General features: G+C 31.1%; 13 protein-coding genes. 7 read left to right on the top strand and 6 right to left on the bottom strand.

Annotation, left to right across the window (positions count from 1 at the left end; genetic code table 4):
* Window positions 1–627 (top strand): class II fructose-bisphosphate aldolase (locus C4B25_RS03735; protein ID WP_335904866.1); only part of this gene is annotated, 627 nt, incomplete at its 5' end.
* 283 nt (window positions 628–910) lie between these two features.
* Here C4B25_RS03735 and C4B25_RS03730 read toward each other — a convergent pair.
* The 3 genes from C4B25_RS03730 to C4B25_RS03720 are packed head-to-tail and all read right to left on the bottom strand — an operon-like array spanning window position 911 to window position 4,937.
* The gene (locus C4B25_RS03730; protein ID WP_131613699.1) at window positions 911–2,542 is read right to left on the bottom strand and encodes a hypothetical protein; all 1,632 of its coding nucleotides are present in this window, start codon (window positions 2,540–2,542) and stop codon (window positions 911–913) included.
* Between the two features lie 14 nt (window positions 2,543–2,556).
* Window positions 2,557–3,885: an ABC transporter permease gene (locus C4B25_RS03725; protein WP_131613698.1), complete on the bottom strand. Its 1,329-nt coding sequence runs from the start codon at window positions 3,883–3,885 to the stop codon at window positions 2,557–2,559.
* The gene (locus C4B25_RS03720; RefSeq protein ID WP_131613697.1) at window positions 3,885–4,937 is read right to left on the bottom strand and encodes an ABC transporter ATP-binding protein; all 1,053 of its coding nucleotides are present in this window, start codon (window positions 4,935–4,937) and stop codon (window positions 3,885–3,887) included. The genes C4B25_RS03725 and C4B25_RS03720 overlap by 1 nt, the downstream gene beginning before the upstream one ends.
* Window positions 4,938–5,053: 116 nt before the next feature.
* On the opposite strand from C4B25_RS03720, the gene C4B25_RS03715 reads away from it, so the two are divergent.
* Window positions 5,054–6,016 carry a GMP reductase gene (locus tag C4B25_RS03715; RefSeq protein ID WP_131613696.1) on the top strand — a complete coding sequence of 321 codons (963 nt, stop codon included), beginning with the start codon at window positions 5,054–5,056 and terminating at the stop codon, window positions 6,014–6,016.
* A 63-nt stretch (window positions 6,017–6,079) separates the two neighbouring features.
* On the opposite strand, the gene C4B25_RS03710 is transcribed toward C4B25_RS03715, so the two are convergent.
* Window positions 6,080–7,390 carry a phage tail tape measure protein gene (locus tag C4B25_RS03710; protein WP_131613695.1) on the bottom strand — a complete coding sequence of 437 codons (1,311 nt, stop codon included), beginning with the start codon at window positions 7,388–7,390 and terminating at the stop codon, window positions 6,080–6,082.
* A 400-nt stretch (window positions 7,391–7,790) separates the two neighbouring features.
* On the opposite strand from C4B25_RS03710, the gene C4B25_RS03705 reads away from it, so the two are divergent.
* The 5 genes from C4B25_RS03705 to rpmE all read left to right on the top strand — a co-directional run bounded on the left by C4B25_RS03705 (window position 7,791) and on the right by rpmE (window position 10,774).
* On the top strand, window positions 7,791–8,054 hold the full coding sequence (locus tag C4B25_RS03705) for a hypothetical protein (protein WP_131613694.1): 264 nt from the start codon (window positions 7,791–7,793) through the stop codon (window positions 8,052–8,054).
* Window positions 8,055–8,141: 87 nt separating this feature from the next.
* On the top strand, window positions 8,142–8,780 hold the full coding sequence (locus tag C4B25_RS03700; RefSeq protein ID WP_131613693.1) for a thermonuclease family protein: 639 nt from the start codon (window positions 8,142–8,144) through the stop codon (window positions 8,778–8,780).
* A 41-nt stretch (window positions 8,781–8,821) separates the two neighbouring features.
* Window positions 8,822–9,658 (top strand): chromate transporter, encoded by an 837-nt coding sequence (locus tag C4B25_RS03695; RefSeq protein WP_210725177.1) that lies wholly within the window; start codon window positions 8,822–8,824, stop codon window positions 9,656–9,658.
* Window positions 9,658–10,317: a chromate transporter gene (locus tag C4B25_RS03690; protein ID WP_131613692.1), complete on the top strand. Its 660-nt coding sequence runs from the start codon at window positions 9,658–9,660 to the stop codon at window positions 10,315–10,317. Before C4B25_RS03695 ends, C4B25_RS03690 begins: the two co-directional genes overlap by 1 nt.
* Window positions 10,318–10,555: 238 nt before the next feature.
* Window positions 10,556–10,774, top strand: coding sequence for a 50S ribosomal protein L31 (gene rpmE, locus C4B25_RS03685; RefSeq protein ID WP_131613691.1), 219 nt, complete (start codon window positions 10,556–10,558; stop codon window positions 10,772–10,774).
* A gap of 110 nt (window positions 10,775–10,884) precedes the next feature.
* On the opposite strand, the gene C4B25_RS03680 is transcribed toward rpmE, so the two are convergent.
* The gene (locus C4B25_RS03680; protein ID WP_131613690.1) at window positions 10,885–11,937 is read right to left on the bottom strand and encodes a hypothetical protein; all 1,053 of its coding nucleotides are present in this window, start codon (window positions 11,935–11,937) and stop codon (window positions 10,885–10,887) included.
* The coding region (locus tag C4B25_RS04740) for a hypothetical protein (RefSeq protein ID WP_168380695.1) at window positions 11,822–13,504 on the bottom strand (1,683 nt) is incomplete at its 5' end. The genes C4B25_RS04740 and C4B25_RS03680, both read right to left, overlap by 116 nt.

The raw sequence follows: 13,504 nt of genomic DNA, 5'->3' as shown, positions 1-13,504 counted from the left end.
GCCCCAGTTATTTTAGGTACATCAGAAGGTGCTGTTAAATATATGGGTGGAATGAAAACAATCGTAGGTATGGTTAACGGTATGATGGAAGACTTAGATATTACAGTTCCTGTAGTTCTACACCTAGACCACGGATCATACGAAGGTGCTAAGAAAGCTATCGAAGCTGGATATACATCAATTATGTACGATGGTTCACACTCACCATTTGAAGAAAACTACAAAAACACAAAAGAACTAGTTGAACTAGCTAAAGCTAAAGGAATGTCAATGGAAGCTGAAGTTGGAACACTTGCTGGAGAAGAAGACGGAATTATCGGAGACGGTGATAAAGCTGATCCAGAAGAAGCTAAAAAAATGGCTGCACTAGGAATTAACGTTCTAGCAGCTGGAATTGGTAACATCCACGGACCTTACCCTGCAGCTTGAAAATCATTAGATTTCGACGTTCTTAAAGAAATCTCAGCAGCAGCTGGAATGGGAATCGTTCTACACGGTGGTTCAGGTATTCCTGCAGACCAAATTGCTAAAGCTATCTCATTAGGTGTTGCAAAAATTATGAATACGTTAGAGCTGGTGGAGCAGAAGATATGAAAGTTAAAGGATTTGACCCTCGTAAACTTCTAAAACCAGGATTTGATGCTATGGTTGAAATGTCAAAAGCAAAAATTACAGAATTCGGTTCAGCTAACAAAGCTTAATTAATTCTAATAAAAAAGTGAGATTTCAAAGGTCTCTCTTTTTTTATATTCTTTTCACACTCCATATATTATCCAAATGATATAAACGAACATTTTAAGAGCTTATAAGGGCTTTTGTTGGTCCAAACCAATATCTAATCATAAATCTTATTTATAACGTTAAAAGGACAATAAAAAAACAGGTACATAGGTATCTGTTTTGTTTTTTATTATTTAGCAGTTTCGTATGCACCTTTTAATACATCACCAACTGAATATAAAGTATTTAAATAATCAAATAACATTGTAATAACTGTAGTATTAGCTGAAGGAATACTTGACATATCGAATTTTTCAATAATTTGTTCATCTGAAATATCTTGGGTCTTAGTTACTTTTCATGTTTTTGGGAATGCCTCATGAAATTCTTCTAATGTTTGTTTATTGTGATCTCTATAGAAACTATATGCCATTCTAGCAGCAGAAATAGTAGGTTTGTCTTTTATAGACTTTTTAATGGCAACGATATTTTTCTTAGCAATTTCTTTAATTTTAATTATTGCCTTATCAACATCTTGACCATTTTCCATGAAGATTTTATTAATAGTTCTTATTCATCCAGAATTAGTTGAAATGAATGGTGCAGTTACAGGAAGGATATCTTTTAAAATATTTAATCCGTTTTCTATATCTAATGATGATAGATTGAACATGATTTTGTGAATCATACCTAAGTAATCAACAATTTGATCATCAGAAAGTTCAGTCATTTTTTCTGCTTTATATTTTGTTTCATCATCTAATTTTTGAATTAATGGATTCATCGTAAATACAAATTTATAATCTGTATATTCTGGAGTACGTCCAGAGAAAGCTTTATTTGATCAATTTGGAAGTGAAATTGGAAATGAATTCGTTTTAGATGATTTTTCTGAATCGGGAATTTGAGTATTAGAGTTTAATGCAACACCTTCATAGAATGAAATTTTTTGTCTAAATTCACCTTTGAAAACATCAAATACTGGTGCAGAAGTTGCATCTAAATTCTTTTCAGAATTTAAATCTTTTTCAACTCAACTAACGATTTTTTCTTTTTTTGTTATTTCTTCTGTAAATTCTTTATATTTAGCTTCTGAAATAAACCCATTATCAAAGAATGCCTCACCATTATATAAACCATCCATAGCATCATTTAAATTACGCATAGATCTTTGAGCACTTAAATATCTTTTTGTTGCATAGTTTTCTAATTTAATGTTCTTGATGTCTGCGGCAGTATCTAAATCTTTGTATTGATTAAATGCTTTAGCTTTTGAATTTGAATGAGTTAAAAATGAATTAATGAATGTTTTTAATTCACTAGTCATGTCCTTTTCACTATTAATTGTTGAATAAACACTTATTTTGTATTCTTTTTGAGAATCTTGTGCAGCTTCAACATCTATATCGTTAGCTGAAATTACTAATGATCTTTTTTGAATTTCTGATAATTTTTCGATTTCTTTCATCATCTTATCATTTATTTTTTTAGCTTCTGCTTTTTTAGCTTTTAAATCAGATGCTGACATGTTAGCTTCATTTTTAATTGTTGTTGATGCTGTAAACACTTTATTTCAATTGTGTTTTTTAGCAAGTGCATCAGCTTTAACTGAGTTTTCTGTAATAGTGTTTAAGGTTTTTGAACCCTCTGCATTTAAAATACTTCAAGTAAAGGGCATTCCTGCACTGTATTCTTTTGTTTCATCTTCTGGACCTTTATTTTCATTTGTTTTACCACAAGAAATAACTGTTGCAACTGGTGCTGCAATTGCTGTTACCGCTGTAAGTACTCCTAATCCAATTTTCTTTTTATTAATAGTCATAACTGACCTCCTTGTTATCTAGCTGATCATCTAAATCTTTTAATAGCGAATCCTGCAGAACCTGTAGCAAATAGAATTGGTAATACAATGTTCAATGCTCTTTCTGCTTTTGTATATAGAAGGATGTTTTGATTCATAAACATATCTAATCATGCAAATTGACCTTTTGAAATATACTTGTCATAAATTTCAACAAATCTCTTAGTATCTCCACCATTACCATTTTCACCTTTGAAGTATGTCATGATGAATTGTTTAATTAAGTCAACATCAGGAATTCTACGTACACCTCAATCTTTGTTGAACTGTAATATTCCATTGTCTGAACTTAATCTTAATGTTTCTGCTGTAAATATTTGTTTGAATAATGTTGTATCTCCACCTGGGAAGATTGCTTTTTTACCAAATTCTGAAAGTTTGTTTGCATCCAGTAATTCTTGAATTGTTTTAATTGATACATATGAATGTCCTGGTTTGTAACCTGGCATTCCTTTTGGATCTAGTAATGCTGATTTTGGAATGTGTCCAATATGATTAACATCAATATATACTTTTCCTTCGTGGATGAAGTATGCATTTCTATTGAACACTAAATCTAAGTAAGCTTTAGGATTTCCATCAATACCTTTAGCTAAGTGATCTTCAACTCCACCTAATTGGTATGCAGGTGTTGAAGAAATAACAATATTAGCTGTTGTATATCTAAAAATAACTAATCTTGATAATCATTGCATAACAGCACTACGAGCAATAACGTCAACTGTAATAACCATTCCTGATAAGAACATTGATGGAAGAACAATAATTAAACCTATTGTTAATGCTTGTTGTGGTGTTTTTGAGAATGTCGCAATTGCTAAACCAATAGCAAGAGTCATAACAATGTGTAAAAGGTTTGCGAATATAAATGAGAAGAAACCTTTTGTTGTGGCAATTCCTGAATATAGACCGTATGCAATTCCTGAAGGAATTATCTTTTTACCTGAACCGGCAAATACGTCTTTATAGAATATAGCTCCACCTAATATGATAATAAGTAGGATAGCAAGCACGTTAAGTAATACATAGTATAAGATAACTGCTGAAACGAACCTTTTGGGATTGACGGGTGTCGAACCAATATACTTGAATAATGTCGAACCTTTCAACTCCATAATTCCTAATGGCATAACTTGAATACCGATGAATAATGTAACCATAGCTAAAATACCTGGGAATACATATTCAATACGCATAACGTTACCCATGATTGTTAATAATAATGTTGGGAAGATAAATACCAATATCGGACCATAATAAGTCTTCCAGAAATAGGCATTTAATAATTTAAATGTTGCTCTCATTATTTATCACCTTTTCCTTTTTTAGCATTGGTTTTCTTTGTTGCTTTTTTAGGTTCTTTCTTTTTAGCTGGTGTTTTTGAAGTTTTTTCTTTAGTAGGCATCTTTACTTTTTTCTTCAGTTTTTGAAGAGAAAGTTTTTTAGATGCTTCGACATCAAGAGTTAACTCAAGAGTGTTTTGAGTTTGGTTACCAGCTTTAATGATTTTCTTCATGAATGCTTCTAGTGAACCATGGTCTCTTTGAATATCTGCAATTGAAGCACGGTCCATAACTTTACCATGATCAAGAACAATAACTTTATCACAAATTCTTTCAATCTCTTCTGTATGATGAGAGATAAGAATAGCTGATATTTCATTTTGTCTTAATAGAGTATCTGAGAATTTAATAATCTCATCTCTAGCTAAAACATCAAGTCCAGTTGAAAGTTCATCAAAGATAACTAATTTAGGTTTGTGAAGAACAGAAAGTAAAATATTTAACTTTTGTCTTTGTCCACCTGATAGCGATCTTGAAGGTCTATTATAAAAATCAGTCATTTGGAATATCTTTAATAGATTAGTAAGTTCTTCATTAGTTATTTTAATTTTATGAACATTAATAGCAAATTTAATAATATCTTTAATTGTTAAACCAGAAGGGTAATTTGAGTCTTGGAATTGCATCCCAATTTTTTCTTGTGGTTGTTCTTTATAATCAAAACCATATTCAATTGTCCCTTTTGTACCTTGGTTTAAACCAACGATAATTTCTGAAATAGTTGTTTTACCAGCACCGTTACCACCGATTAATCCAACTCTTTCTCCAGGCATCAATTCAAATGAAATGTTGTCAAGAGCTTTCAATTCTCCGTATTCTTTTGTAACTTTATTAACTTTAATGATTGGTGATTTCTTACCAATTGGTCCCTTTATTCTTTTAAAAGCAGCTTTAGAGTTTTTCTTCTGTTTGCTTTTCTTTGTCTTTTTAGTTTTAGCAACTTTAGTAGGTGAATTAAGCTTTTTATCCACTACTTTTTCTTGCTTTTCTTTATCTTTATTATTATTAAACATGAAAGTATTATACCAAATGTGTCATTTTTTGGTGAAATATACAATCTGCACAAGATTTGGAAAATGAGTAATAAGACGTTGAGTTATAAAATCCTAACAAACAAAAAAACTAGAAATTGTATAATTGGAAAGGACCAATTTTTTCCCTCACTAAAAAAACACATAAAAGATCAAGAAGTGAATGTAATACTTCTGTTAAACTTGGAAAACACGAATTCAAGTTACCAATCGTGCCAGCAAACATGATTACTATTATTAATGAGGAACTAGCAACTGACTTAGCTAAGAAGGGTTATTTCTATGTAATGCATAGATTTAACTTTGATAACGTGGCATTTGTTAAAAAGATGAAAGAACAAAAACTGATTTCTTCAATTTCAGTAGGTGTACAAAAAGCGCACTTCGAAGAAATTTCACAATTAGCTGCAAATGGAACAATTCCAGAATATGTAACTATCGATATTGCTCATGGGCACTCACACTCAGTTAAAGAAATGATTAAGCACATTAGAAAAGAAATGGGTGATGAAACATTTATTATCGCAGGTAATGTAGCAACTCCAGAAGCTGTTACTGACCTTGAAAGATGAGGAGCTGATGCAACTAAAGTTGGTGTAGGACCAGGTAAAGTGTGTATCACAAGATTTAAAACAGGATTTGGAACAGGTGGATGACAACTAGCTGCTGTTAACATGTGTTCAAAAGCTGCTACAAAACCAATCATTGCTGATGGTGGAATTAGACAAAACGGTGACTTAGCTAAATCAATCAGATTTGGAGCAACAATGTCAATGGCCGGATCAATTCTTTCAGGTCACATTGAATCACCAGGTAAAACTGTTATTGTTGATGGAGAAGAATACAAAGAATACTTTGGTTCAGCTTCTGAATTTAACAAAGGTGAGAAAAAACACGTTGAAGGTAAAAAAGAATTAGTACCTGCAAAAGGTTCAATTTGAGAAACACTTACAGAAATGGAACAAGACCTACAATCTTCAATTTCATATGCAGGTGGTAAAACATTACAATCAATTAAGAAAGTTAAATACGTTCTAGTTAAATCGAACGAAGGATTCTAATATTTTAAAAATACCGGTTGTCGGTATTTTTATTTACTTAAAAGAAATAAAAAAAGGAACATTCTATTGTTCTTTTTTAAATGCTTTCTTAGCCGATCTTTTTCTAAACATATTAACCATTAATTTAATTCCAAGAATTAATACTAATAATCCACCTGCAGATGCTGAAGCAACTATAGCAATGAATCTTTGTCTATCTTCTTTTGAATGATCAACCGGTGGCATTGCTGCACGTTTTTGTCTTTCAATCTCTTGTCTTTTTTTCTCTCTGATTTCATCAATCTTTTTATCTGTTAAAGTTTGGATAACAACTTTTGCTGTTAAATCAGGAGTTGTTGCATAAGGTGTGTTTGTTATGAATAATACTGTTAATTCTCCATCTTTATTTGATCTTAAGTCAATACCAGTGATTTCTGTTCCGTGAATTACGGGGTCCAAGTGAACTCCCGTCATTCTTTCGAAAGAATTTAATTTTGCTTCAATCCCTGATAAACCATTAATATCTTTTTCAATTTCTGAAGCTTTCTTTTGAATTGTTTTCTTAACTTTTACATCTTTAAATTTACTTGCAATTAAGTTTAGGTTCCGAGGTTGATTGTGGTTTGTAACTGTTTCGTTATTAAAACCTATAACATCTCCGTGAACTTCATATATTTTAGAAGTTGTTTCAGAAAATAAAACTATTGTTACAGTTAATGTACCATTAATATCAGATAATAAGTTTAAACTTTTAACTCTGATACCATGTTGAAACTCTGGTAATTCAATTCCTGTTGTTTCCTTAAAAGCTTTAAGTTTATCACTCATTTTTTGTAATTTGTGAATGTCACCAACTATGTCTGAAGTTTTTCTATAGTTTTGACCTTTTTCAGACATTCTTGCATTTTGGAATTTCGCTTGGAATCTTTTAGCAATTTCTTTTTGTCAAGCATCTGCGATTGCTGTGTCATATGCTATTTGTTCTTTTTTCTGTTCTTCTAAAACTTTAGCCTTTTTTGCTTTTGCAATAGTTAATGCTTCTTTTAGCATTTTTAATTTACCGCTATTTTTAGGATCCTTCATATCCGCTTCAATTTTCTTTATATCTTTCTCTAAATCTTGCACTTCTTCTTTAGTGTCATTAAGATTATCTAAAGCAGTGGCAGCGGCTTTAAATAAATCTGTTGCATAAAGAGGTTTATCTACAGGGTTTGCGTACATTGATTGGCTGTCAACGTTTACCGAACTCATTGTTGAGTATTGTGTGAATGTTTGTTTTTCAAACGTGTTATTCTTAGTTTCTTTATTTGTAAGTGTTGTAGCTGCTATAGCTGTTGGAATTGCAAGTGCTGCAAGTGCTCCAATTGACAACATAATTTTGTTTTGTTTTTTCATTTCTCTCTCCTACGCCATACGCATGAGTACTAGTATAAAATAAAAACTTTTTTCTTGATCTTAATATAGAAAAAAATGTATTGTAAAAAATGCTTTGTGTTTGTATTTTTGAAAACAGTAATTTGGCGTTTACTTTTCTCATTTGGTTTGGCGTTTTGTATTTTCTTTTATTGTATTGCATTAAATATTGTTTATTTAACTCAATATTATTTTATCATTATTTGTTATTTTGGGGTGTTTTTTTAAGAAAATGAATGCTATTATTTGTTAGCAATGTTTGAAAGCCCTTTGTTTATAACACTTACAAGGAATTCGTTGCTTGTATTTCAAGGGGATTCATTGAAAAAATATAGTTATCCCTTGATTTTTTATTATTATTCAAAAGTTTTATAATTAAAGTATGAGAAACAAAAAGAAATGCGAAAGACAAGAAATAAAATTATTCATTCCTAAAAAGAAAATTTGAACAATCTTATTCTTCATATATATAGTTGGTTATTTTATAGGTTTGATTACTATCGGAACTTTATATCTTTCTGAAATCTATATTCCTAAACAATTGTTGTTTCAATACACGATGATCCCAGTTTATTCAACTGGTATCCCACTATCTTATTTAGGTGTATATGGTTATAAGAAACATAAAAGCACTAAAGAAAAATAATCAATTAATCACAAAATCAAGGGTCTCCTTGGTTTTTTGTTGTCTTAGTCAATAATAAAAATGTAAAAGAGTTATTATTTATGTACTATGAAAAAAATATTTACTTTAACCTTGGGTGCCATTTTAATTATTTCAGCACCTATACTAACTGTTGTTTCATGTGGCGATAATTATCCAAAAACAACAAATACCCAATACATGTATTCAAAAGGCGCAGAAGTTAAATGAAGCCCAAATCATAAAATTAAAAGTGTTCATGATGGAGATACTTTTAAAGATGAAAAAGGAACATCATGAAGACTATTTTCTGTTGACACTCCCGAAGTGAGTCATAGCAAAAATGGAAGATGAGTTCCTTCAACAGGAATTGAATTACTTTGAGGTAATAAAGCTACTGACTTTGTTACTGGAAAAATATTAAATAAAGAAGTAATGATTGCTTCTAAAAACAAACACACATACAAAAGAGTTGTGGGTGCTGTTTTTTACAGAAATGCCAAAGGTGAAGTAATTAACCTTGCAATGGAATTAGTTAGATTAGGTCTTGCTAGAATTGGATATATTAGTAAACCAAATCACGGTAATCAAAAATATAGAGTTCCGCTTTTCTACTACAATATGATGCATAAGATAAGTGATGAAGCAAAGCAAAATAAAAAAGGTTATTTTGGAGAAACTATTTCTATTCAGCATAAAATTTATCCTAAGCAAAATATCAATTCATAATCATAGATAAATAAAGAGAATGTTTTAGATATAATCTTTTTATGAAAAATAAAGAAAAGAATAAAGAAAATAATCAAAATTCGAAACTGAGAAACTTTTTAAAAAAACTTTTTACCAAAAATAAAGAAAAGAATAAAAATTCGAAACTGAGAAACTTTTTTAAGAAACTTTTTACTAAGAATAAAGAAAAGAATAAAAATTCGAAAGTAAAAGACTTTTTTAAAGTATTAATTTTTATACTAAAAGCAACTTTCCTTGGGTATGGCGGTGGAAACGCTTTAATGCCTATCATTAGAAAGTTTGCAGTTGTTGAAAATAACTGATTGGACGATGAAGAGTTCGATGATGTAGTTATTGCGTCAAATATGATTCCTGGACCCAGTGTTGTCGAAGCCTTATCTTATGTTGCTATTAAAAAACTTGGTAAGCTTTGAGGCACAATCGTTACCATCATAGGAATACTTCCTCATATGTTAATGGCATTAGCTATCTTCATATTAAGTACAAAATATTTACCAGAACAATACTTATGAATTATTAATGTTGCCATCATGCCTATCATTATTGCGATACTAATACTTTTCATCATTAGATATGTGAAACAATCTAGAAAAGAATTAGCCCTACCAGTTATGATCACATTAATCATTGGAGCGTTCGGTTTCTGTATGTTTATACCTGCACCATACAATATTCCTGCAATACTTATGATTGCAACAATCTTTGTGGTGTTCATTGTTGAATTTATAAGAATAAGAAAACATAAAAAAGATGTTTCTTTAACAGCTGAAATTACAAAAGAAAAAGATGACGTTGAAGTTATACCAACTGAAAAAGAAGATACTCCAGATGATAAATCATCTAAAGGAGGTAAATAATGATAGCATTAGCATTATTAGCTACCTTAGGAGTTCTTCTTCTTGGACTTATAGTCTTTGGTGGTGGACAAGTATTTATGCCTTTATTCAAGGCGTTATGACAATTAATGGATAAAACAGGATATACAAATATATCTGAAGATACAATCAACAATGTATTCGCCGTTTCAAACTCAACACCAGGTGTTGTAAGTACTAAGTTTGGTTTATTCACAGGTTACTTAGTAGCCAATGGTGAATGATGAGGTTACTTAGCAATGATTGGGACTTACTTAATCTTTGCATTACCTTCAATTGTATTAATTCTGATTACTACAAAGATGATCAGAAAAGCCAGAACAAATAAATACCTTAAGAATACAATCATCTTCTTGAGACCAATTATTATTGGTGTTCTAATCGCTTTAAGTATTCAATTATTATTAGGAACAATGTTCCCACAAATATTCTTAAACTCATTCTCAAAAAGTTCTTATGCTGGTTTAAGTCATAGTGGTCGCGCTAACTTCTTTAGTGGATGAAGAATGTGAGTGCTGATAGCATGAATGCCTATCGGAATATCATTCGCGATTTATTGATTAAAGAAAAAGCGTCCTTTATTGATGCTTATAATAATTTACATTATATTAGCCATATTAATATTCGCTCCATGAGTGTAATAAAACTCCGATTGGAGTTTTATTTTTAACCTTCCATTTACACTTAAAGCATTGTATTTATACCTATTTGAATTAATTTTAAAACGTGATGAAATTACCTCCGAATTTAGCACCTACTTTTTTGTCGTTTTCTATTGATTTTTATATCTATATATGATATTATTAATAGGACTTTCAAATAGAAAGCTAAATAGACTATAGAAGAAGCTACACTATTCTATGGATAAGGAGATGCACCATGAAAAAAGATATTCACCCAGAATATAAAGTAATTGAAGTAGCATGTATTACATGTTCAGCAAAACACCAAATCGGTACAACTGCTAAATCAATTTCAATTGATACTTGTTCAGAATGTCACCCATTCTACCAAGGAACAAACACTTCACTTAAATCAACTGGACGTGTTGAAAGATTCAACAGAATGTTCAATAACGCTAAAAAAGATTCAAAATAATTTAGTGAATGGTAATGCATATGCATTACTTTTTTTATGCCATTCTTTACTCCTATGGAAAAACTGGATAATAAAAAAACTGAGAGTTATCTCAGCTTTTTGTTACCTAATTATTTATTTTCTCTTTTTCTTCTTTTTCTTTTTACTAATCCGAGTGTTAATACTGCTAGTATTGCTGCTCCGGTTGCTGAAAGAAGAGATAAGAATCCTATTCTTTTGGCTCAATCATTTCCATTGTTGTTTGGGCTAACAGATTTGTTTGTTTTTAATTCTGTTGGTTTCCCAATCATTTTACCTTTAGCTTGACCTTTAGGATCTGAAGCGTGTGGTGTATTTGTATTCACTTTAAGTGAGATTGTTCCATCTGGGTTAGGAGTGGCTATAACATCTGTTATAGTTGTTCCGTTTTTGTGTTCAGGTAGTGGGACATTTGTTCATTTTTTAACAACTGCAAGTTTATCTTTAACAGTTTTTGCTTTGTTAATTTCATTTGCAATTTCTTTAACAGTATGTTTACCTTGATCACTTATTTTAATATTCTTAATTAAGTCTTCAATATCTTTAGTATTACCACTTTGAGCAAGATCAGCTTTCGCTTTTTCAATTATCTTAGCAATAATTGCATCTTTTTCTCCAAGGATAGCTAAATCAATTGATTTATTCTCAACAGTTGCGTCTGGTGTGTTTGTTTTAACTTGAACACTTATTGTTCCATCTTTACGCTTAGTTACAATAATATCAGTAATTTTTGTTGGTGTTTCAAGACCTTTGTTAATATCAATTCCTGTTTCATCAGCAATCTTCTTAATTTTTTCTTGAATTCCACCCGCAGCTTTGATATCAGCGATAACTTGGTCAACTGTTCTCTTACCTTGTTTAATTAATTCCGCTCTTCTAAAGTTTTTAGTAATTCTATCAATATTTCTTTTTTGAGTTTCGTTTGCAATATCTTTATTTGATTTAGCAATAATCTTAACTTCAATTTCAGTTTTAACTGTTGTTGTTCCAACTGTTGTTGTTGTTTTAATGATTACTGTTATATCTTTTTTAGTTGTTGGGTCTAATGCTAACTCAACTGAATCAATGTGTGAACCATTTCTTAAAGCATCAAGATGAATTCCTGTTTCTTTTTCGATAGTTAGCTTTAATTTCAGCAATAACATCTGATGATTTTCTATTACGTTGATCAATCAGTTTTGCTGATTTGAAGATTTTCTTCAAGAATGCTTTATTTTCATCAGCTTTTTCATTAGCAACTGTTTTGTCATCCTTACCGTGTGTTGTACCAGTTGTTGAACCAGTTGATTTAGATGCGCCTTTTGTTGAAGTTGAAACTTTAATATCAACTGTTCCGTCTGGTTTTGTAGTTACATCGATATCAGTGATGTCTGTACCTTTGTGACCCTTACTTAAATCAATACCTGTTGCTTTCTTAACAGCATCAACAAGATCTTTAGGTGTTCAACCAGGTTTTTTCTTAGCATCGGCAATCGCTTTTGCGATATCCGCAACTGATTTTGTACCTTGTTTTTTACCATCAATTTTTGTTTTGTTGATTATGTCAGAAATTTTCTGATTGTTATTTTTTTGTAAAATATCTGCTTTTTTAGTTGCGATAGCTGCATTTGATTCACCTTTAACGACAACTTTAACTGTTTGAGTTGGAATTGTTGCGTTTGGTGTATTTGTTTCGATAGTAACATCGATACCATCACCAGCAGCATTTACAGCAAGAGAAACTTTTGTAATAGTTGTTCCATTTGAAGTTACAGCAACAGCAACACCACCTGTTTCAGTTTTAATATTTGCAAGAATTCCCGCTGGGTTTTTACCTTTTAGAATATCTTTAATAACTTCTGCAATTGTTCTTGTGCCTTGGTGTTTTAAACTAGCATTTTTGAATGCTGCACTAATAGCTGCAGTGTTTTTAGGTTGATCAGTATTCGCTTTAACTGCTGCATCAGTGTTACCTTTTAGTTTACCTGTAACTGTTTTATCTTCAGGAGAAGCTCCTTTAGTATGTGTTTTAACAGTAACATCAATTGTTCCATCTGGGTTACCTTTAACATCGATACTTGTGATATCTGTAACAGGATTTTTACCGAATTGTCCAGTACCTAGATCGACACCAGTTGCTTTCTTAACGGCAGCAATTACTTTCTTGATATCAACTGTACCATCAGGTTTAGTTGCATCTTTGATAGCTTTCTTAATATCTTTAACGATGTCAGTGATTGTCTTACCACCTTGAGACCCTTTGATATCTACACCATCAATTTTTTTCTTGATGTCTGCAGCATGTGAATCTTTTGCTTTTGTAGCAGCGACCACTTTATCATTATTACCAATTAATTTACCTTTTACTTGACCTTTTGGAGGATTTGCACCCTTAGTATTTGTATCAACAGTGATGTCGATTGTTCCATCTGGTTTTGCAGTTACAGAAACACCTGTGATGTCTGTGCCTTTATGCACACCTAAATCGATACCTGTTGCGTCTTTAACAGCATTATTAATAGCTTTAGGATCAACTTTACCTGTATTAGGATCAGTTGCTTTCGCGATAGCATCTTTGATAGCTTTAGCTATTTCAGCAGCAGTTTTCTTACCTTGAGCTTTTTTGATATCAGCGTTATCAATTTTCTTCTTGATATCTGCTTCATTTTTATTCTTAGTTGCAGTAGCATCAGCTGTTGCATCTGTATTACCTTTTGCTTTACCTGTTGTATC

This window comes from Mycoplasma todarodis (assembly GCF_004335995.1).
GTDB classification, from domain to species: domain Bacteria; phylum Bacillota_I; class Bacilli_A; order Mycoplasmatales; family Metamycoplasmataceae; genus Mycoplasma_K; species Mycoplasma_K todarodis.
Note: the sequence above shows the minus strand (reverse complement) of the source record. Positions and strands in the feature narration are given on the sequence as shown.